Annotated in this window: 16 protein-coding genes; 8 read left to right on the plus strand and 8 right to left on the minus strand. The window is 60.8% G+C overall.

Annotated elements, in window-relative coordinates; genetic code table 11:
• Positions 1-10: 10 nt before the first annotated feature.
• Positions 11-922, minus strand: a complete 912-nt coding sequence (locus tag OOZ63_RS17095) for a LysR family transcriptional regulator (protein WP_266006791.1) — start codon at positions 920-922, stop codon at positions 11-13.
• A gap of 98 nt (positions 923-1,020) precedes the next feature.
• Between OOZ63_RS17095 and OOZ63_RS17100 the strand changes: the two genes are divergently transcribed.
• From OOZ63_RS17100 to OOZ63_RS17115, 4 genes are all read left to right on the plus strand, one after another.
• Positions 1,021-1,353 carry a nuclear transport factor 2 family protein gene (locus OOZ63_RS17100; protein WP_266006793.1) on the plus strand — a complete coding sequence of 111 codons (333 nt, stop codon included), beginning with the start codon at positions 1,021-1,023 and terminating at the stop codon, positions 1,351-1,353.
• A complete protein-coding gene (locus OOZ63_RS17105) occupies positions 1,350-2,132 on the plus strand; it encodes an SDR family oxidoreductase (protein WP_266006794.1) in 783 nt (260 codons plus the stop codon). The genes OOZ63_RS17100 and OOZ63_RS17105 overlap by 4 nt, the downstream gene beginning before the upstream one ends.
• Before the next feature lie 773 nt (positions 2,133-2,905).
• Entirely contained in the window at positions 2,906-3,310 is a 405-nt protein-coding gene (locus OOZ63_RS17110; protein ID WP_266006795.1) for an H-NS histone family protein, read from the plus strand.
• A gap of 433 nt (positions 3,311-3,743) precedes the next feature.
• Positions 3,744-4,148: a hypothetical protein gene (locus OOZ63_RS17115; RefSeq protein ID WP_266006796.1), complete on the plus strand. Its 405-nt coding sequence runs from the start codon at positions 3,744-3,746 to the stop codon at positions 4,146-4,148.
• A 243-nt stretch (positions 4,149-4,391) separates the two neighbouring features.
• Here OOZ63_RS17115 and OOZ63_RS17120 read toward each other — a convergent pair whose 3' ends face one another.
• The 3 genes from OOZ63_RS17120 to OOZ63_RS17130 form a co-directional block, all read right to left on the minus strand.
• Positions 4,392-5,264, minus strand: coding sequence for a hypothetical protein (locus tag OOZ63_RS17120; protein WP_266006797.1), 873 nt, complete (start codon positions 5,262-5,264; stop codon positions 4,392-4,394).
• Between the two features lie 843 nt (positions 5,265-6,107).
• Positions 6,108-9,425 (minus strand): di-heme oxidoredictase family protein, encoded by a 3,318-nt coding sequence (locus OOZ63_RS17125; RefSeq protein ID WP_416234744.1) that lies wholly within the window; start codon positions 9,423-9,425, stop codon positions 6,108-6,110.
• Positions 9,426-9,646: 221 nt separating this feature from the next.
• The gene (locus OOZ63_RS17130) at positions 9,647-10,384 is read right to left on the minus strand and encodes a PEP-CTERM sorting domain-containing protein (RefSeq protein ID WP_266006798.1); all 738 of its coding nucleotides are present in this window, start codon (positions 10,382-10,384) and stop codon (positions 9,647-9,649) included.
• Positions 10,385-10,428: 44 nt separating this feature from the next.
• On the opposite strand from OOZ63_RS17130, the gene OOZ63_RS17135 reads away from it, so the two are divergent.
• The 3 genes from OOZ63_RS17135 to OOZ63_RS29240 all read left to right on the plus strand — a co-directional run bounded on the left by OOZ63_RS17135 (position 10,429) and on the right by OOZ63_RS29240 (position 13,425).
• A complete protein-coding gene (locus OOZ63_RS17135) occupies positions 10,429-11,754 on the plus strand; it encodes a winged helix-turn-helix domain-containing protein (RefSeq protein WP_266006799.1) in 1,326 nt (441 codons plus the stop codon).
• A gap of 540 nt (positions 11,755-12,294) precedes the next feature.
• Complete coding sequence (locus tag OOZ63_RS17140) at positions 12,295-13,023, plus strand: LuxR C-terminal-related transcriptional regulator (RefSeq protein ID WP_266006800.1); 729 nt, start codon at positions 12,295-12,297, stop codon at positions 13,021-13,023.
• A 264-nt stretch (positions 13,024-13,287) separates the two neighbouring features.
• Entirely contained in the window at positions 13,288-13,425 is a 138-nt protein-coding gene (locus tag OOZ63_RS29240; RefSeq protein WP_416234745.1) for a hypothetical protein, read from the plus strand.
• 377 nt (positions 13,426-13,802) lie between these two features.
• Here OOZ63_RS29240 and OOZ63_RS17150 read toward each other — a convergent pair whose 3' ends face one another.
• Positions 13,803-14,792 (minus strand): alpha/beta fold hydrolase, encoded by a 990-nt coding sequence (locus OOZ63_RS17150; protein ID WP_266006801.1) that lies wholly within the window; start codon positions 14,790-14,792, stop codon positions 13,803-13,805.
• Between the two features lie 637 nt (positions 14,793-15,429).
• Positions 15,430-15,759 carry a hypothetical protein gene (locus OOZ63_RS17155; RefSeq protein ID WP_266006802.1) on the minus strand — a complete coding sequence of 110 codons (330 nt, stop codon included), beginning with the start codon at positions 15,757-15,759 and terminating at the stop codon, positions 15,430-15,432.
• Between the two features lie 565 nt (positions 15,760-16,324).
• Between OOZ63_RS17155 and OOZ63_RS17160 the strand changes: the two genes are divergently transcribed.
• On the plus strand, positions 16,325-16,996 hold the full coding sequence (locus tag OOZ63_RS17160) for a LuxR C-terminal-related transcriptional regulator (protein WP_266006803.1): 672 nt from the start codon (positions 16,325-16,327) through the stop codon (positions 16,994-16,996).
• 377 nt (positions 16,997-17,373) lie between these two features.
• On the opposite strand, the gene OOZ63_RS17165 is transcribed toward OOZ63_RS17160, so the two are convergent.
• Positions 17,374-18,432 (minus strand): tripartite tricarboxylate transporter substrate binding protein, encoded by a 1,059-nt coding sequence (locus OOZ63_RS17165; protein WP_323055758.1) that lies wholly within the window; start codon positions 18,430-18,432, stop codon positions 17,374-17,376.
• A complete protein-coding gene (locus OOZ63_RS17170; protein WP_266006806.1) occupies positions 18,378-18,620 on the minus strand; it encodes a hypothetical protein in 243 nt (80 codons plus the stop codon). Before OOZ63_RS17170 ends, OOZ63_RS17165 begins: the two co-directional genes overlap by 55 nt.
• Position 18,621: the final 1 nt, after the last annotated feature.

The raw sequence follows: 18,621 nt of genomic DNA on the forward strand, positions 1-18,621 counted from the left end.
TCGGCGGAGGTTAGGAGTCGCCGAACGGATCCCGGTCCAACATGCAGTCGATAAACGAGCTCAGCAATGCAGGGCGATGATGCCGGTTGGAGTAGTACAAGAACAAGCCCGGACGAGAAATCGTCCAGTCAGACAGGATCTGTACAAGACGCCCCTGCTTGAGCAGCTCTCCGACCTGATCCACCTCGAAGTGGTAGGCAATACCTAGACCGTTGACCGCTGCCGCCACGCCGATGTCGGCATGGTTGGTGACGACAGGCCCATCGACGGCTATCTCGTGCCGCTTGCCGCGCTTTTCGAACTCCCACCGGTAGAACCGCCCATCCATCTGGAGTCGCCAATTGATGCACGCATGGTCGTGCAAATCGGTGGGCGTCTTGGGCGTGCCGTGCCGGGCCAGGTAGTCCGGAGAAGCAACGGCCATCATCTTCATGTCTGGTGAAAGACGGACGGCGATCATGTCCTTCTTGAGCTGACCACCGACTCGTATCCCGGCGTCGAAGCGGCCTGCCACGATGTCAGCCAGTGCGTCGTCCACTACGATATCCAGCACCACCTCAGGATGCGCCCGATGGAAGCGCTGCAGTCTTGGCGCAATGAGCGTTCTTGCCGCTATCCCGAGGGTGTTGATCCGCAAAATTCCACTTATCTGACCGGTGGCGTCGCTTGCCTCGGCAACCGCGTTGGCCATTTCACGGAACAGCGGCGCCACGCGCGAATAGAGCTGCTCACCGCTTGCGGACGGGGCGACGCTTCTTGTTGTGCGATTCAACAGGCGCGCGCCGATGCGGCCTTCCAGCTGGCGGATGGTTTGACTCAACGCCGACGGAGACAAGCCCAGATACTCCGCAGCGCGGGCAAAGCTTTGCCTTTCAACGACGGCGATGAAAGCTTTGAGCTCGGCAAAGTCGGACCCCCGCATTGTGTACTCTTTTCTACATAGGCCATTCGAATTCTAAGAGATTCTCTAAATGGATGTGCGGGCGCATCCTTCGTTCCGTCCCAACCAAGGAGCACACCATGCCCTCTTCATTGACTCTCCCTGACCCGATCGCCGCGTACTTCGTGGCGGACACGCAAGGTCCCGACCAGGTCGCGCAATGCTTCACCCCGAAGGCCGTGGTGAAAGACGACGGCCACACCTTCATCGGTCGCGACGCGATCCGGGCGTGGAAGCAGGCGGCCGACGCCAAGTACACCTGCACGACCGAGCCCTTCTCCCAGGAGCTGATTGAAGGCGTTCACGCAGTGAAGGCCCACGTGGCCGGCAATTTCAAGGGCAGCCCGCTCGATATGAAGTTCTTCTTCCGTCTCGAGCGCGGTCTGATTGCAAACATGGAGATTACGGTATGAGCTTCGATCTTCAACTGAACGGCCTGCGGGCCGTTGTCACTGGCGGAACCTTGGGCCTCGGCGCCGCGGTTGTCCGTGCTCTGGTGGATGCAGGTGCCCGCGTTGCGACTTCAGCTCGCAAAGCGCCGGAAGCCCCGGTCGAAGGCGTGTCGTACATCCTTGCCGACTTGACGACGGCTGACGGCGTGAGAACCCTGTCCGATTCCGTCCTCAAAGAGTGGGGGGGTGTCGACCTCCTGATCAACGTGCTTGGCGGCTCGCACGCCCCCACGGGCGGCTTCGCTGCACTCACCGACGAACACTGGCTCTCCGAGCTGAATTTGAACCTCCTGCCGGCCGTGCGCTTGGACCGTGAACTTGTGCCGTCGATGCTCGCGCAAGGTTCCGGCGTGGTCATTCATGTCAGCTCGATTCAGCGTGTTCTGCCGCTGCCCGATGCGACCACTGCATATGCTGCTTCTAAGGGGGCGCTGACGACGTACAGCAAGGCGCTGTCACGTGAAATCACGCCTAAGGGTGTTCGTGTGCTCAGCGTCGCGCCGGGCTGGATCATGACCGAGGCTTCCGAGGTGTTCGCGAAGCGTGTTGGCGCCGATGCCGGCACTGACTACGAGGGCGGCAAGAAGATGATCATGGATGCCCTTGGTGGCATCCCAGTTGGCAGGGCGGCCACGCCGCAGGAAGTTGCCGATTTGATCGTGTTCCTTGCGTCACCCCGCTCGGCATCCTCCGCAGGCTTCGAGTACCGCATTGATGGCGGCACCGTCCCGACGCTATAAGCGCTACCTCCAGGCGCCAGGGTGGCTTTGAGGCCGTAGCTCATCGCCACACTCCGCACCTATTGGCAGTTGATCGAGAAGCCGCCGCGGCTGTGCGGTCGTTGCCGGCGCATGCAACTGCTCACCGGCGGCCAAGGTATCGAGCGACTCGTTCGCCTGAGCTGGGCGGACGTACGCGCCGACTCGATCACAATCCAGGACACCAAGGGCTGCCCCGGGGCGAGGCCCGGGAGCACACACCGCGCCCATCACCAGACCTGCCGTGCCTGACCTGCAGGGATTCGAGCGCGTTGGCGACTATGTCTTCTGCACAACAAAGGGCGTCAAGCCAATCTCAGCCACGGCCTTGTCGGGCTGGGCAGCGCAGGCTGTCGATGATGCGATTGAGGGGCTTTAGCTCAAACGCGTTCGATCGGGCGTGGGGCCTTGCTGGCCGCAAACCGCATTGGCCGCGAAATTCGCGGGCACATGCAAACAGCATGGGTCCACTGGCATCCAAGCTCGGAACTATGACGGACTCGACTGCATGCTGCAGGAACGGGAGTCGCTCGATCAGCAGGCTCGCGAGTTGACTGCGGCTGCAAGCACATCCCAAGTCGGTGGGCAAACACACCAAAGGAACAGGTGGCGGTGCACAAGAGTAAGGCAGCAATGTTCCACCTACGTCCTGCAACGCCGACACCTGGTGTTCTGTCGGCGCCAAGCCCGTTGATTCCTTTCAGCGCTAGCCAACAACTAAACTAAGTGCCCCCATTGATACTTGGAGGCCACCAATGCCGAAAACCGTCGAGCAGATCCGCCAGCAGATCGCAAAGCTACAACAGCAGGAGAAGGCGCTTCTCGACAAGGAAGTTAACGGTGTCGTCGCTCGCATACGGCAGGCCGTCGAGCACTACCGCCTGACGCCCGAGCAAATTTTTGGGGTGCATGCAAAGCGCATGTCGACGCCGGCGGTAGCTCAAGCCAAGACTGAGCAACGTGCTCGCAAGAGTGGCGCCGCGAAGGCAGACAACCCTCGGACTAAGACTGCGACGGCTCCCAAGGGAGTAAAGGTGGCGGCGAAGTTCAGGGACAATGCCGGCAACACTTGGTCCGGTCGAGGCAGCCAGCCGCGTTGGCTACGGGCTGCGCTGGAATCAGGCGCAAAACTCGACGACTTCGCAATTACCGAAGCTTGAGGGCTGGCCTGCTGGCGCGCATGCCCGGCGCTGAGTTTCACGGTGCCACGAGCACCGCAGCGCCCAAGCACCGCCACACAGCATCCAGAAGCTCCTGAAATGGAAGTCATTGGGCTCGCTGCCGCCAAACGATCAGTTTCGGTCGGTCTTTTCTTTCGATATCGGTGTGCCGCATCGGCATAGTCTCCTTGCTGGATCGACCCTATCCAAGAAGGTGACTTTTATGACAAGCATTTCAGGGAGAGTGGACACCCCGCCAGTTCTCATCCGCGCTGCCGCAAGCAACAACCCATCGGGTGGCCGACCTGCCGCTGGGCAAGGCGACTCGCGGGACCTCGCTACAAGCACAAGCTATGACGTCTCGCTATCGAATGCCTCAAATTGGAAGCCGCCAGACGTTTACGCGGCTCCAAAGAGCGGCACTGGTGCATTCATGGCCTTTAACTACTGGTCCTCTGGGGAGACTACCAGCGTCGGCATCGCTTCAGGGCCAACCCGTCTGGAGTACAACGTCTACCGACCCGACGGCATTGCCATCGATGGAGCAACCCATCCCTACACGGTTTCGTCGACGGGCGAACCACTGACAGATGATCTCAAGCGAAAGCTAGATGCCATTGTTCAAGGCGTGACCCGGCAGCGCATCGAGATCTACAAGGCTGGAAAGGATGCGGGCTTGTCGGTCTCGGAGATTCGGGAAAGTCTCATCTCCTTCGACAAATCACTTTCTCAGTCCTACCGCGCACTGGTGGGCACCTCGTACATGACGGATCCATCAACTCGCTATGTCAATCCCACACACACCGAGTTGATGGGTGGCCCCAGGCAGTCGGAGTAAGCAGAACGGCCGTCCACATGCATGGCACGACGGCGAGTTGGGCTAATTCGCCACTTCGGTGTTCAAAGCTAGGCCTGGGCAGAGGATCGTTTGGGGATCGCAACTCTGCTGCGACTTTGCCTCGGCAGCGCCGCATTCAGAGACCTTTCCGCACGGCATGATCGACCCGATGTTGTCGCCGGCATGTAGCCGTCCAGTCGGGACGTCTTGTCTAGCCCTGAATTCCAGGCCCAGTGCGTTGCTTCAGGAGTCCACGCCGGATCCCGGCATGGCTTCACCGTTGCGGCGGGCCTTCCTCCGCATTTGACCGCGACCCATACCCTTGCTGGGTCGGCTGGGCTCACCAGTGCCGCCGGAACTGCCGCCGACATCGGTGCGCGACTGCCCGCTCCCTTTAGCTCTGGCAAGATCATCCGCAGTGCCGCGGGCCTGGGATTCGAGCTCGACCTCAGAATCGGAATCGTCGGGAAATTGGTTGGCGGTCGATGTGAACCGTGCCCTGGGCTCAATTTGACCTGAAGTCGGATGCTGCCATCCCGGAAACCGCTCTCCATGCGTCCCACGGATATCCATCGACCGTTTGAGTTCGACCGCATAGTCCGAGCAGTCTCCGCAAGACAACTTGCTGACTCCGATCAATCCCGGAACGCTCTCAGCTAGCAGTGCGCTTTCGCCATGGACGGCGCCTCGGTTGACCGCTATCGTATGGTCAACATACTGAACCGGATTGCCATTGAAGACTTGCGCCAGTTGCGCGCGAAACTCCTTTCCGCCGACCTTGCCGTCATCGACCCCACGGAAAGTATTTCGCAGCTTGGCATAGTCCTTCTCTAGACGTTCCTGCGCACGATCCTTAGGTTTAAAGCCGCTGGATGGTGCGGTCCTACAAGCAGCATCGTGTGGAGTCATCTCGCCTTTCAGCGTCTTGCGCAGCACCTCCAAACGCTCAGCATCAACCGCCTTCTGGCGATCACTCGTGGCGTTGTGCGCGATGGCCAACGGATACTCGTCTTGCGCGGTGAAACCCACGGCTGTCACCACAGGGTTCGGGAATGATCTGTCGGTGTTGTACTCCCCGGGCATGGATGAGTGCAAGGTACGTGCCAAACTGTCCATTCGACGCATCGAAAGACTGCTGCTTCCCGTGCTCTCCGATCGTGGCAGCACGTTGCGGGTGGCAGCAAGTTCGGATGGCGGACCGTCGATCTGACGCGGACGCGTCTGAGACGGCCGCCCGCGCGGCGCGTTGGCGGCAGGCAGGGCGTTGGAGCCCCCAGCCTGGGAGGCCGGAAGAGGCACCGACGATCGCGAGATTTTGCGGTTATTTGGCATGATGATCTTAGATCGGAGAGAAGAGGGAGCCGTGCGGCGGCGGTCGCTCTGGAAGCCAGTTTTCCTTGACGGCGAAGCGCATGTTCACCAACGCGCATTGGCCAAGGTTTGCGAAATCAATACTGACGCTCCGGCCTCGGACCACTTCGGGATTGAGCGAACTTGCGTTCATCGGCGCGAAGGACACTGGTCCTCGCAGAAGCCGCATCGCCTGTCAGGCCGTCAAACGCCAAGACAGGCTGGGCGCACAACAGCCAAATTTCGCTGTACACCGACACTTGGCCATCAAGCATGAACAGGCCCGGACCCGGCGGTCAATTCAAACTGCAGTCCACCGCCTTCGCGAGCGCGCTATCGCCACGGCAACCTGGGATCTTCCGATGCGCAACAAGCCATGACAACCTGTGCATTGAACTCGGCACTGTGGATTGAGCAGCTGGCTTCTATCGCCTGCCTACTCCGCAGTCGACTGGGTCTGCACCAGTTCACCGGGCCCTTCAAGGGGTCTTGGCTGGTCGCCTACTTTCGACCACCAAGATGCAGCCTTTGCCTTCAGCACGCTCGCGAATGCCGATCGCTCCGGGCTACTGACCCCCAGAAGGTTTCGTCAAGGTCCCTGCAGGTGATTTAGAGAGACCTCAAGAAAGCCAGCAAAGCCTCCCGATCCGCCTTTGTCATCGCCTCAAAGCGCTGCCGCGACTTCTCGCCCTCGCCGCCGTGCCACATGATGGCCTCGGTGAGATTGCGAGCACGACCATCGTGGAGATATCCAACGTTGGCACTGCTACCCATGACCTTGTCGGTGTAGCCGATGCCCCAGAGCGGTGCAGTGCGCCACATAGACCCCTTGGCCTGGCCCTCGACATAGTTATCCGCAAGCCCTGGCCCCATGTCGTGCAAAAGAAGATCGCTATAGGGCTTGATGGACTGACTGCGAAGTTCCGCGAACAGATGCCCCGGTCCGGTCTTCAGTGATGCTGTGTGGCAAGCCGTGCACCTCGCTTGTTCGAACAGGCGGCTACCAGCGCTGACTTGAAGCTCATCAACGCGGTGCTCGTCCAGTGGAGAGACGCCTTTGGGGAACCCGCTGGAAAGGCTGCGCTGCGCCGGAACGCCAACCAAAGCAACATAGCGTGACAAGGACTGGAGATCCGCTTCCGAGATGCCTTTGTCGGGCTTGCCCGCTGCACAGGCTGCTGGTCCGGCATTGCATGCACGGCTGGGGTAGACCGGAGAAGTGACTGCCATGTCCTGAAGCAGTGCGGCAGCGCTTTGGTGGCGCAGCGACACCTTCGAAGCCTTCCAGCCGAAGCGTCCTAGTTGCACAGCGCCGGTCTCGGGGTCGAATGCGAAATTTGGCACACCCTTGACGCCATCGGCATCTGGCGCAGACCGCGCTAGCGCGAGGATTTCGGCCTCGGGAATCGCTTCAAGCAAGCCAGCACCGATCATGGGCTGAGCTGCGCGAAGAGAGAATATCTGAGGCGTTGGCCCGTCGAACGCGAGCGTCGGCTTGCGCAGCTCGATGCGCGCGCCATCGGCCAAGGTGACGGTCCTGACTTCAAACCCGGCAACGCGGACACCTGTTCCCCAGTCCTGGGGCGCTCCAGTTGCGGACTGAGCGTTCATCAGAACAGTAGATCCATAGCTCGGATGCGGCAACTGACGTCCGCCAGCGTCGATCGTCGCTGCACGAACCGACATAGTATCCAAGCGTTGATTGATGGCCCGCGGTGCGGGGCTGCGCCCATTGTTGACATGGCAGGCGATACAGGCCGACTGGCTGAAGCGCGTACCTTGCAGGCCCACGGCCGGCGTATAGCGATCATTGCCTGGTTCGTTGTGATGGCCAGTGGTGAAGTTGGTGTGCACCAAGCGGCGACCTTCAACGAAACGTTGCATGTTCTGCATGCCAATGTTGTTGTGTGGCTGCTGGAACATGAAAACGCCTTCGTCGGAGTAGTTGTAAGAGACCGATCCACTCCCGCCCGACAGCGTGGCGACTGGCAAAGGCGCATTCATCAAGCGCGGTTGCACACCATAAGAGGGGCGCAAGCCCGTACCGACGACATAGGTCCATTCACCAGCGTAGTAGCGCAGATCCCCGTTGTCTCCAATGGCGTCCATAGCCTGGCGAGTGGAGAAGAACGACGGCGACACCTCGATGACGTCACCAATAGCCAGCGGTCGTGCCGGCACGTTCTTGCCATTAGGCAAGCCGTCCGCACCAAGCGCACCATGACCCGGGTACTCCTTAACCGTCAAGCTGCAACCGTCGTTCAGGATGGTGGAACTCAGCAGCTTCCCGTTAGATGGGTAAGGCACCGGTGGGCAGATCGTGACCTTGGGATCGGATAATTCCCCAGGACTCATCCAACCGTAGCCCGTCACCCCTGGCCGGTCAAAAGCGCGAAACCACGCCACACCACCGGGCAACTGCTGCTGGGGGAAGTACTGGTTTACCCGCAAGGTCGGCGTCTTCACGCCGGCTACGCGGCTGTTATCGATGACCTCGAAACCCCAGGTGCGATTCTTGAAGTACTGCGGGACGAAGTTCAAGAATGCGCCAGGCTGCTTATTGACCGGGTTGCCGAAGGCATCCACCGTGTCGTTAGGGCCGTAGCCAATTTCGTTCCACTCCTCACCACGCTCCCGGCCGTGACGGGCGAGGCCACGTACGCCAAACCGTGTAACGAGCGTGCCATCCGCCAGTGTGAACTGGAGCGACTCCAGCGGCTCAGCCGTCGTCGGCAGCGGCACCAAGCCATTGCCATTGGTAGGAAAGCCCAACGGCGATGTGGCGACGATTGGCAACGTGTTGTCGCTGCCTGGTGTCTTGAACTCGACTTCAAACAACGAATAGCCGTACTGTGTCGCCCGAACCTCGCCTTGCAGGCGGATGTATCGAGCATCGACGTTCAGGTTGAAGAACTCCTCCGTACCGCCTCGACCGTTACTGACGTGGCGCAGCGCTGTCCAGTTCACTCCGTCATCGGACGTCCGCAAAGAATAGACCTTGCCATAGGCGTTCTCCCAGGAGAGCTTCATGTAGCCGACCCGAGTCTTGGCTCCGAAATCAAATTGAATATAGGCACCATCCTCGAAGTCGCTGGCCCACCGCGTGCCGGGCTTTCCGTCAATGGCGAGCGTCGCTGCGTTGCCACCCTCAATCCTGGATGAGGTGGCTGTTACCGGCTTAATGAGAACGCCCGGCTGATCTACGCCGACTGGATCTGGGCTGGGTGTTGGTGTTGGTGTTGGTGTCGGTGTCGGTGTCGGTGTCGGTGTCGGTGTCGGTGTCGGTGTGGGTGTTGGTGCGGGCGCGGGCGCGACGCCGGAGAATGCCTGGATCTCAAAAATGGAGTACCCGTAGTCCGAGGACCGCTTGATGCCCTTGACGCGCAGGTAGCGCCCCTGACCGGCAAAGCCAGCCCAGTCTTCGGTGCCACCATGGCTGTCGCTTACGACTTTGAGCGTGGTCCAGTTGCTACTGTCGAGAGAGACCTGCAACTCGTACGCTTTGGCATGCGCACGCTCCCAGTCGATTCGGACACGATTGATCGTGACCGTTTTGCCATAGTCGAGGACAAGGTACTCATCGTCAGAGAACCCGCTGCTCCACCGAGTCTCAGTCGATCGATCAATCGCCTTGTCCGCCGACAGATCACCTCGCTCCGAGTTGCTGGCGTTGGCGGACACTGGCGTCAGCACCGCCTCACTTTCTCCAGCGTCGGCGGCAAGCGCCTTGGACATTCTGGTCGTGAGAACTTCAGCGTCCTGCGTGCTTGACTGGGGTGGATCGCCAGAGCCTCCGCCGCAAGCTGCGAGACAAAGGCTGACGGCTAGAAGTAAGCCATCCTTGGAGAGCTTTGGTAAGCGGAGCTTCTTCATCTTGTTTCGTCCATTTATCGTTGAGTAGTTTGCGAGGAATTTATCGGAGATCATGAAGATGCTCCGCTTGAAATGGCCCGCGCGCTGCCGCGCAAATATCGCAAGTTATTGGAACTATCAGGAGCTTTTGACCAACTGAGTTGTTAGTTTCTTTTACTAACAATCTCCTAACGATGTTCAAAGAGGGCCTTCATCGAAAGCCCTACGCTTCTGTCAGGCCGACCTTTAGTTCCGCACAAAGTTAGTGGCTCTCGGTAGCCTGAAGTGATGCTCCATCACCCCTTTAGCCGGCGTCGATACCCTGCGATCAGAAGCAAGCCGGCAACCATGCTGGCCAGCGTGCCAGGCTCGGGTACTGCCGAGATCGATATGTTGTCAATCGTGACGTCAACATAGGCATCACCGTAAAACATGCCGGGGACAGACGTTGTGATCCGGACTTCATCAACATTCTTGAGTAGATCCGTGAACGTGACGCCGTCTGGCAGAACACTGCCGTGCTCAGAGGAGAAGCCGGACCAGCCTGTCGGCAGCGCTGCGGAAGATGTGTCGCTGATCGTTGCACTGAAGTGTTGCCACCCCTTGTCGGCACCTGTTGTGCCAACATTGAAAAAGACACTTGAGAACGTCTCGTCGGCGTTGATGCTGCGCAGTTCAACCACAACGTCCCGCGTCACTTCCTGTCCATTGAACAGGTAGACAAACGACTCGGTGTGGAGGTCAAAGCTGAAGTTGACACTCCCTACCTTTGTTAGATCACCGGTCACCGCGCTCGATGTATTGACCCAGGTTGCGTCCCAGATCACAGGAAGCTGGCTGTGAAGCGCCGCCCCACCGTCTTTTCCCGCATTGGGATCGACCCAGGTCCGCCAGCCGTTCTCCGGATCATTTTCAGGCGCTTGGATTCGCCAGTCTCCCGTGCCGCTGTTGAAGTCCACCTTTGGCGCGCCTGTAAATCCGTGTGCAGTGAGCGATAGCAGCGCTGAGAGCGCTAGTGCAGTTGCTTTTCTCATGAGCTTTATCCCGGTTTGATGAAAACGAATGGGAAGACAATGCTATGGAGGAAGCAACTACAGAACTTGACAGGAACATAACGATGAATCGCGGAGAAGCATCCTCTCCCGTACTTACAGAAATAAGCCTCGACCGAGATGGCATGCCGTGGGTGAATGGCAGACTTCTGAAGGTCTCGCGCCAGGAGCGGTTGGTGCTCGTGATGTTGGTCGAACGGCAGCCAGGCGTGGTTTCAAAGGACGATTTCTCCGCACGCGTGTGGGCGAATCAAGCCATGTCCGATGAGGGCTTGGCCATGTGCATCAGTCGCCTGAGGCGGGCGTTGCGGCCTCATGGCTGGGACATTGCAGCCGAGTACGGGGTGGGCTACCGATTGCGTCGCGATGGCCGTTCATCAGCTGAGAATGGAAGCACCGATGACAGCCATCCTGGCTATGAGCACGCCAGAAAGCTCCTTGAACAACGCAGCCCTGCTGCGGTGGGCGTTGCACTTAGATTGCTCCGTGAGGTGGTGACCAAGGACCAGGCCCACGGTGCAGCGCGAATTGCCCTTGCGGATGCGCTGGCCATTGCCATAGGCTGGGGCCAGACCTCAACACCTGACGCCGTGAGTGAGGGCCTGGCGGCCCTTGGGCAGATCGAAGATCCAGGACTGTTTTCCGCCGCTGAAGCGGCACGCGGCGCGCTGCTTGACCTGGCCTGGCGATTCGACGACGCTGCAGTGTGTTTCGAAAGATCACTGCATGCCGAGCATTCAGATACGCGGTCCTTGCTTGCTTACAGTCGCCATCAGCTCTACATGAATCAAGCAGTCAGTGCTGTTGAAACTCTAAGAAGAATCAGACGGCTTTCTCCACATGCATTGGCGCCGCGAATGGTTTTGTCCCGCGCACTGGTGCTTTGCGATCGAGGTGACGAAGCCGTTGCTGAGATAGCGTCAGCCAGCCAGGACCATCCTGGCGATCTAGCAGTGACCGCTTTCGAGCTGGCGATTCAGGCAGTTGTAAATCCCCGACCCGAGCTTCGATCTACCGCGATTCGCATGACCGAAGGCGCGCACACCCCGACTTTCGTGTGGAGTGTTTCGTCCTTTGTATTGGCGCGGTTGCAGGAAAGAGAGACCGCCCTCGACATCATTGATTCCGTGCTGCTGTGTTCGAGGACGACAACTGGCGAGGCAGCGCTGTACGCGGCCCCTCTTGCAGAGCTGGGGTACCGGGACCGCGCAGCCGCCTTGCTGGAAGCAGCATTCAACGAACGTTGTGGAATGCTGGCCATGATCCTGCGGGACCCTGGCAACACGTTCTGGCTTTCTCATGATCGCCGAGGGAGCGCGCTGCTTGCCGGTGTGTTTGGTCCTCGACGCTAGCGCTCCTCTGCGCAGGTCAACGAACCTGTCATGCCGGCTCTCAAAGGGATCTTCCAGGTCCGACACACTTTGCACTCGAGCACAGTCGCCAGACCGTCCCGAAGCGCAAAGAGCTTGCCGTGTCGGGCCGGCTAAGCGCGATGGTCGATGAGATGGCCCGTCTGACCCAGAGGCAGCTTGACTCGTGCGGCCATCTGGCAGTTGGGGTCGTCCGGCGACACAGTAGCGAGCGCATGCATCTGGCTAGCGGCGTCGACGGCGGCCCATGCGCCGGCTCTGGGCATTGTGGGTGGAATGGCTATGGCCACGGTGGCCCGCAGCACGCTGGGCCGCAATGGGCATTTCTGGCCGCGGTTGATGCGTCATCGTCGAGGGCCGGCCGGGCTTGGCAACCTGCTCTGGCCATGAGAGACAGGCTCGTGAACACCCTGCCCAACCCGATTCGCAACGTTTTACAAGGCTTGACTCGCTTTGCGGTCTCCGCGCAGCCAAGATGATTGCCAACGCTCTCATCGAGACGTCTTGCTAAAGGAGATTGCCTTGAAGCCGCAAATCAATGTCCTCATCTGCCACGCGGATCCTGTCACGGTGGCGGGCCTGTCCGCCATTCTGAGCGCTGACCACGAAATCCAGTCCAGCGCCACAGACTCCAGTGGGCATGCCGGCCATCGCGTCGATATCCTGATTTCGGACTACACGGGCGGTATGGCCGCTCTTGCCGGGCAGCGGGCCTGCAGCGGCGGCATGAGCAGCAGCCCCCGGCCCCGCGTGCTGATCTTCAGTTCCCGGTACCGGGAACAGGAGGTGCGGCAGGCCATGGGCTTGGGCGCTTATGGCTATCTCGCTCAGGGCTGCTCGGCCGACGAGATTGTGACCGCCATGCACACAGTCCATCGTGGCAGCCGCTACCTCAGCCCCCGGATCGCCCAGCGCATCGCTGATAGCTTGGCGCAAGCCAGCCTGACGAGGCGCGAGTCCGACGTCCTGCAGTTGATGGCCGGTGGTTTGTGCAATAAGTCGATCGCCCGCGAGCTGGGCATGGCCGTCAGCACGGTCAAGGCGCATGTCACGGCCATTCTTGAGAAGCTACAGGCCTCAAGCCGCACCCATGCAGCCTCGATTGCGGTTCAGCGGGGCTTGGTAGCGGATCCGGGGCCATCGTCGAGCAACACCTCACGACCAAGCCTGCACGAGCCGCTGCCCTTGGCCGCCCCATCGGGCCCGGCGTCGCAACGCTGGTTGAACATGGCCATAGCGGGCGAGGAATGAGCTCAGCGGCCGTCGAACTCAAATACAACCAGTTCGGGGATCGGCAAGCCATTGCCGACCAAACAGAAGTTGGCAAGCGCGCCCAGGCGGCACGGTAACGTAAGTTTGGTACACCAGCTGGTTGTCCACGCCATTGTGGATATTGCAAAGCACGACTGCAAATGGCTGCGTCTTCGCACGCGCATTGGCAACTGGCACTCGCTCTCCATGCGCATGAGCCGATCAACGAAGTCGGGCATGCTGGGTCGAGTCCTCAAGCAACTCATGCAAGCGCAGACAGTGCAGACCAAGATCGAAGCCTTGTCGCTGAACATCACCGTTTTGAAGGTGCCCCCTAGCGGCACCGATGCACCCGAGAAGAGCGGCCTACAGGCTCTGAATGCGACGAGATCCGCCCACTGACTATTGATGCCGGCATCAATCCCGTCGTGCCGTCGCTGCGCACGGGCATCAAGCCAAATGAGTACGACCACGAGATGCACATGAGTGGCAGCGAGGTTGAGCACCTGTTGCGCACGCTAAAGGGCTATCGCCGCATGTTCTCCAGATTCGACAAGTTCGACGTCATGTTCATCGCCTCATCTGCTGGGTCCACATCGCAGATGGCTTACGGAAGGGCTAACAGCCCCCCAGGTGAAGCATGGTGTCGAGAGCGTATGTAGAGAGAAGAAGAAAACGTCCCAACTATTGGGCAGGTGCCTCGCCAGCGGTTACGGATGAAGGTCCGACACCGTTGGCGAGGCAGGTTTCGGAGCGCCCGGCGGGCGCTCCGCTTGTCATCACGATTGGATGAAGGCCAGCAGGTCAGCGTTGAGCTTGTCCTTGTGGGTATCAGCCAGGCCATGCGGCGCGCCGGGATAGACAACCAGCTTGGCGTTTTTGATCAACTTGGCTGCAGCCAGGGCGGCGGCGGCGATCGGAACGATCTGGTCATCGTCGCCGTGCAGCACCAGCGTCGGGATGTCGAACTTCTTCAGGTCTTCGGTGAAGTCGGTCTCCGAGAAGGCCTTGATGCAGTCAAAGGTGGCCTTGTGGCTGGCCATCATCCCTTGCATCCAGAACGTGTCGACCAGGCCTTGCGAGAGCTTGGCGCCCGGACGATTGAAGCCGAAGAAGGGGCCGGAGGCGATGTCCTTGTAGAGCTGGGCACGGTTGGCGCGCTCGCCGGCGCGAATACCGTCGAACACCTCCATCGGCAAACCGCCGGGATTGGTGGCCGTCTTCAGCATCTGCGGCGGCACCGCCGAGATCAGGCCGGCCTTGGCGACGCGTTTCGTGCCGTGGCGCCCGATATAGCGGGCCACCTCGCCGCCGCCGGTCGAGAAGCCCAGCAGGGTTGCGCCCTTGATGTCCAGCTTGTCGAGCACCGCCGCCAGGTCGTCGGCATAGGTGTTCATTTCATGGCCGCCCCAGGGCTGGCTGGAACGGCCGTGACCGCGGCGGTCATGGGCGATCACGCGGTAGCCGTGTTCGGCCAGGAAAAGCATCTGCGCTTCCCAGCTGTCCGAATTCAGCGGCCAGCCGTGGCTGAAGGTCACGACCTTGCCATCGCGAGGGCCCCAGTCCTTGTAATAGAGCTCGGTGCCGTCTTTGGTGGTGATGTAGCTGTTCATGGTCTTGGTTCCTTGGGAGTTTTTGGAGGCTGTGGTGGTGGCGTTGGCGTTCTGGGATTGGCCCAGTCCGACTGCTGCGACTGCGGCGGCGGCGCTGCCGACCAGCAGGCTGCGGCGCGAGGCACCAGGCGGCATGTTGCTGTTTTCTTCGGACATGATTGCTTCCTTGTGAGCGAGTTCTTAGGGCTGTACACCACACCTGCAGAACCGGGCCGGGGCCTTGTTTCTGCTCTGAGGTGTGTGAACGAAGAATAGGTTTGGCAGCCCCAGCGAGGAACGCACCTTGTGCTAATGCGGGCCCCCTCCCTTCGGATAAGACCGGTGCGCTCACAGGCTGATCCAGGCACAGACTCCTAGACAACGCCGATCTGGCCTGAGCGCTCGACCGCAGCAAGCAAAACTGCCGGCTACTGACTAGTCGCGCATGACAATGAGGCTTCAGATGCCGCTGCAGACACAGCGTGCTGGCAGATCAGCGTCTGCCGCTACGCCGAACCCCACCTGAATGCCGAGACGGTATAGGCACTTTGGCCCCACAGGCGCAGCTCCAACTCTGCACCGTGGGGTTCGGCGGAGCCGATTCGCAAGCGCCTTCGCGCATGCCCAGCAAGCCCCAGTTCCCGGTGCGCTTGTGCTTCAGTACCGCGAGATACATGCTGACGCCGTCGTCACTGACGCGCAGGAGCAGCAGCAGCTTGTGCGCACCGAAGTCCACCCCCAGATGGACCCGCCGGACTTGGGCATGCCGGCAGGCATTGAGCAAAGCCTCGCCAATGAGCGCGTGCAGCCCCCGCTACACGGCGGCGCGCATCTCGAACGCAAAGCCTGGGATTTCTACCAGGCAACTGACGAGCACCCACAGGCGATCCAGAGAATCCAGCGGGTTAGCCACACTGCGGCACAACTCGTCCGCGCGTTCGTGGCCCTCGATGATCAGCTCCAGCTCCAGCTCCAGCTCCAGCTCCAGGCCGATGCGGTGCGGCGCGAGAGCGTCGGCCTGTATGCGTTCAGCAAGTGACAGGAAGGTGAGCATCAGCCCCTGCATGCCACGCAGCGGCGCTACGTGCAGCTCGTGCGCAATACGCTCACAGTCGAACAGCTTGGCCTTGACGCGGGCGTTCATCCGCGGTGCGCCATGACGCCCTGCTGCGAAGGCCTTGCGGTGCGAAGGCTTGCGCAGGCAGTAATCGAGCCGTTATGAGATGTTATTGATCGTGCCAGTCAACCTGCTGGCGCCAGCCTACTTGTGCGGCGGTGCGCATCATGAGGTCCAGACGGCTGGTGTTGGATCGGTCCGGAAAATCTAGCGCAATGGGGATAGTTGCGAACCACCGTTCCCGGTGCAGATCCGCAGCAGGCCGAGTTGACTCGCGAGTTGATGCCGTCGCCGCCCTTGCGCGCCGGTGAAGGCTTCAGCACTGGGGATAGATAGTCCGGACTGGCTGCGTTGGAACAGATCCGTTCAAATGCCGCGCCCCTGGCAGCCGGTCGCGGCAAAGAAAAGGAAGGTCCGCGCCTCTACGCCGACGCATTTGCTGCAGTGGCCTTGACTTGCATGCATGCATAGCAACGCATCACAAGCCTTAACTCGCATTGCGGCGGCTTGTCGACGAGGATTGTCATCAACCAGGCACCGGTACCCGCCGGAGGTCGACAAGCCCAGAAACCCATCCGCGTAGGAGAGATCCATGAACCCGACCCAAACCCGTCCCGTTGTCGTTCTCGTGATGCACGCCGAACCCCTGTTCGCCCGCGGCCTGCAGGCATCCCTGCAGGAATTGCCGGGGCTGCGCGTGCTAAGCGCTCAGCCTGGTGAACACTACGAAAGTGACATCCGCGTCGACGTGGTGGTCACAGACTATGCAGGTGGCATGCGCCTAGCCAGCGCCGCCCGCCAGGGCAATCTCCCCGGCGCGCTAGCCCAGGCCCGGATTCTGGTCGTCACGGACGCGCACCGCGAGCACGAGGTGCGTCAGGCGCTTGAGTTCGGCATTCAGGGCTATCTTCTGAACGACTGCCGGGAAGACGAGCTATTCGATTGCGTGCGCACGCTGGCCCAGGGCTCACGCTACCTGTGCCCGATGGTGGCGCAGCGAATGGCCGACAGCCTAGCGCGCCAGCCGCTGACCAACCGAGAAGTCGAGGTACTGCAACTGCTGTCGCAGGGGCGCTGCAACAAGTCGATTGCGCGGCAGTTGGAAATCGAGGTGACCACCGCCAAGGCACACGTGAAAGCTATCCTCGGCAAGCTGCACGCCAGCAGCCGCACAGAGGCGGCAAGCATCGCCTCGTTGCGTGGACTGGTGCATCTGCAGCGACCAGCGACGGTCCGTAGCAGTGGGCAAATCGCCTTCTGCTGAAGTCGGCTTGCGTCAGGTGAAGTCGCCGCCGCCAATGTCGCATGGCTGAGCTCAGTTAGCTCATCTGGCCGCCTTCATTCACACGACCTTCGATACGCAGGATCGGGTGCCCCCGAGCCGGGGGTGCTCCCGCGTCATCGCACGATCTGCGACTCCGGGCGTTCTAGCTCCAGGAGTAGTGAGAGTTCTTCGTGCAAGCACTCATGCTGCCAGCGAAATGAGCTTGATCAAGCGGGACAAATTGGTTATCAACGGCACGAATCGCATGTCATCGTGGCAACTGAATTAGATGGTAGCGGGACCTCACGCCATCGCTAAAGCAGGCCTACCCGCTCTCCCTCAACCTATCCAGACTTTGACGCGCTTGCCAACGGCCACTACAAAACGCCGAGCTTGACCGCCTCGACCAGGCGCCGGTGGCGCTCGATCTGCGCTGCCATGAAGCGCTCGACTTCCAGCATGTCCAGGCGAGGCCCGGAGTCTGTTCCGGTCATCGCGAGCTGACGCACAAATGTGGAGTCCCGCTGCAGCGCCGCCACGATGGAATGCAGGCGCTCGGCTGCACTCTCTGGCGTGGACCGGTGCACAAACAGTCCCGTCCATATGTCGTAGTCGAAGTCCCGCCATCCGGTGGCCTCGGTCATGGTCGGCAGCGCCGGGAGGAAGGCGCTGCGCCGCGCATTTGCCAGCGCATAGGCTCGCAGACGGCCCTGCCGGACCAGCTCTAGGAGCGTGCCTGCCAGCGGCAGGAATGCGAAATCGACTTGCCCGCCTATCAGGTCCTGGATCAGCGGCGGTGCCCCCTGGTAGGGCACATGCGTCAGGCCCAGGCCTGCGCGGGCTACGAAATCCTCGGCCACCAAGTGGAAGAGCGAGCCGACGCCGGTGCTACCAAAGCTCAGCTCGGCCGCGCCAGTGCGGCTGCGGCCCTCGATCAGCCGGTTGAGCGGCATGGCCGCTTGTCTAGCGCCACCCACGAGCAGCAGAGGCGCTCGGCCTACCACCCCAATCAGACGCAATTGCTCGGGCCTATGCTTGACCTCCGGCCGCGTCAGCGGCGCCAAGATCACGTCACTGGGCGTTCCCAGCAGCAGGTGGTGTCCATCGGGGGACGAAGCCAGCAGCCGCTGGATGCCCAGAGCACCTCCGACGCCACCAAAGTTTTCGACCAGCACCCGCTGTCCAAGTTGCGCACTGAGAAGCGGTTCCACCAGGCGTGCGGTCGCGTCCGCCGGCCCGCCCGCAGGATACGGAACAATCAGATGAACAGACTTGGCAGGAAGCGCGAGCGCCTTGCCTGCACCGGCCAACATCAATGCGATCCCCAAGCAGGAACGCCGATGCACCCCTGGCCGATGAGATGAAACAGACAGTGAACAGTTCAAGCCTGCCTCCGTGCCAGCGTCACATGCCGCGATGAGGGTTCGCGCGCGCATCCATCATGCAACTCGCTGACCGCCCGTGCAAGGTTCTTGCCGTCAGACTTAACCGCGATGCAGGCTTTCACGAAGCGGGTCCTGGTATCTCGGGTCCACTCTTGCGACAGCGCCATGCTGGCGCCAAATGCCTGGTGGCTCAGCTCGAGAGCAATGGTTTCGCCCGGGAGCGGATTGAGGATGGTCATG

Source organism: Paucibacter sp. PLA-PC-4 (genome assembly GCF_026241155.1).
GTDB lineage: Bacteria > Pseudomonadota > Gammaproteobacteria > Burkholderiales > Burkholderiaceae_C > Roseateles_E.

What these genes read in the sequence shown, in the direction of transcription:
- OOZ63_RS17095 (WP_266006791.1), bottom strand. Translation starts at nt 922, where the DNA reads ATGCGGGGGTCCGACTTTGCCGAGCTCAAAGCTTTCATCGCCGTCGTT.
- OOZ63_RS17100 (WP_266006793.1), top strand. Translation starts at nt 1,021, where the DNA reads ATGCCCTCTTCATTGACTCTCCCTGACCCGATCGCCGCGTACTTCGTG.
- OOZ63_RS17105 (WP_266006794.1), top strand. Translation starts at nt 1,350, where the DNA reads ATGAGCTTCGATCTTCAACTGAACGGCCTGCGGGCCGTTGTCACTGGC.
- OOZ63_RS17110 (WP_266006795.1), top strand. Translation starts at nt 2,906, where the DNA reads ATGCCGAAAACCGTCGAGCAGATCCGCCAGCAGATCGCAAAGCTACAA.
- OOZ63_RS17115 (WP_266006796.1), top strand. Translation starts at nt 3,744, where the DNA reads ATGGCCTTTAACTACTGGTCCTCTGGGGAGACTACCAGCGTCGGCATC.
- OOZ63_RS17120 (WP_266006797.1), bottom strand. Translation starts at nt 5,264, where the DNA reads ATGGACAGTTTGGCACGTACCTTGCACTCATCCATGCCCGGGGAGTAC.
- OOZ63_RS17125 (WP_416234744.1), bottom strand. Translation starts at nt 9,425, where the DNA reads ATGATCTCCGATAAATTCCTCGCAAACTACTCAACGATAAATGGACGA.
- OOZ63_RS17130 (WP_266006798.1), bottom strand. Translation starts at nt 10,384, where the DNA reads ATGAGAAAAGCAACTGCACTAGCGCTCTCAGCGCTGCTATCGCTCACT.
- OOZ63_RS17135 (WP_266006799.1), top strand. Translation starts at nt 10,429, where the DNA reads ATGGAGGAAGCAACTACAGAACTTGACAGGAACATAACGATGAATCGC.
- OOZ63_RS29240 (WP_416234745.1), top strand. Translation starts at nt 13,288, where the DNA reads ATGCAAGCGCAGACAGTGCAGACCAAGATCGAAGCCTTGTCGCTGAAC.
- OOZ63_RS17150 (WP_266006801.1), bottom strand. Translation starts at nt 14,792, where the DNA reads ATGTCCGAAGAAAACAGCAACATGCCGCCTGGTGCCTCGCGCCGCAGC.
- OOZ63_RS17155 (WP_266006802.1), bottom strand. Translation starts at nt 15,759, where the DNA reads ATGAACGCCCGCGTCAAGGCCAAGCTGTTCGACTGTGAGCGTATTGCG.
- OOZ63_RS17160 (WP_266006803.1), top strand. Translation starts at nt 16,325, where the DNA reads ATGAACCCGACCCAAACCCGTCCCGTTGTCGTTCTCGTGATGCACGCC.
- OOZ63_RS17165 (WP_323055758.1), bottom strand. Translation starts at nt 18,432, where the DNA reads ATGCGCGCGCGAACCCTCATCGCGGCATGTGACGCTGGCACGGAGGCA.
- OOZ63_RS17170 (WP_266006806.1), bottom strand. Translation starts at nt 18,620, where the DNA reads ATGACCATCCTCAATCCGCTCCCGGGCGAAACCATTGCTCTCGAGCTG.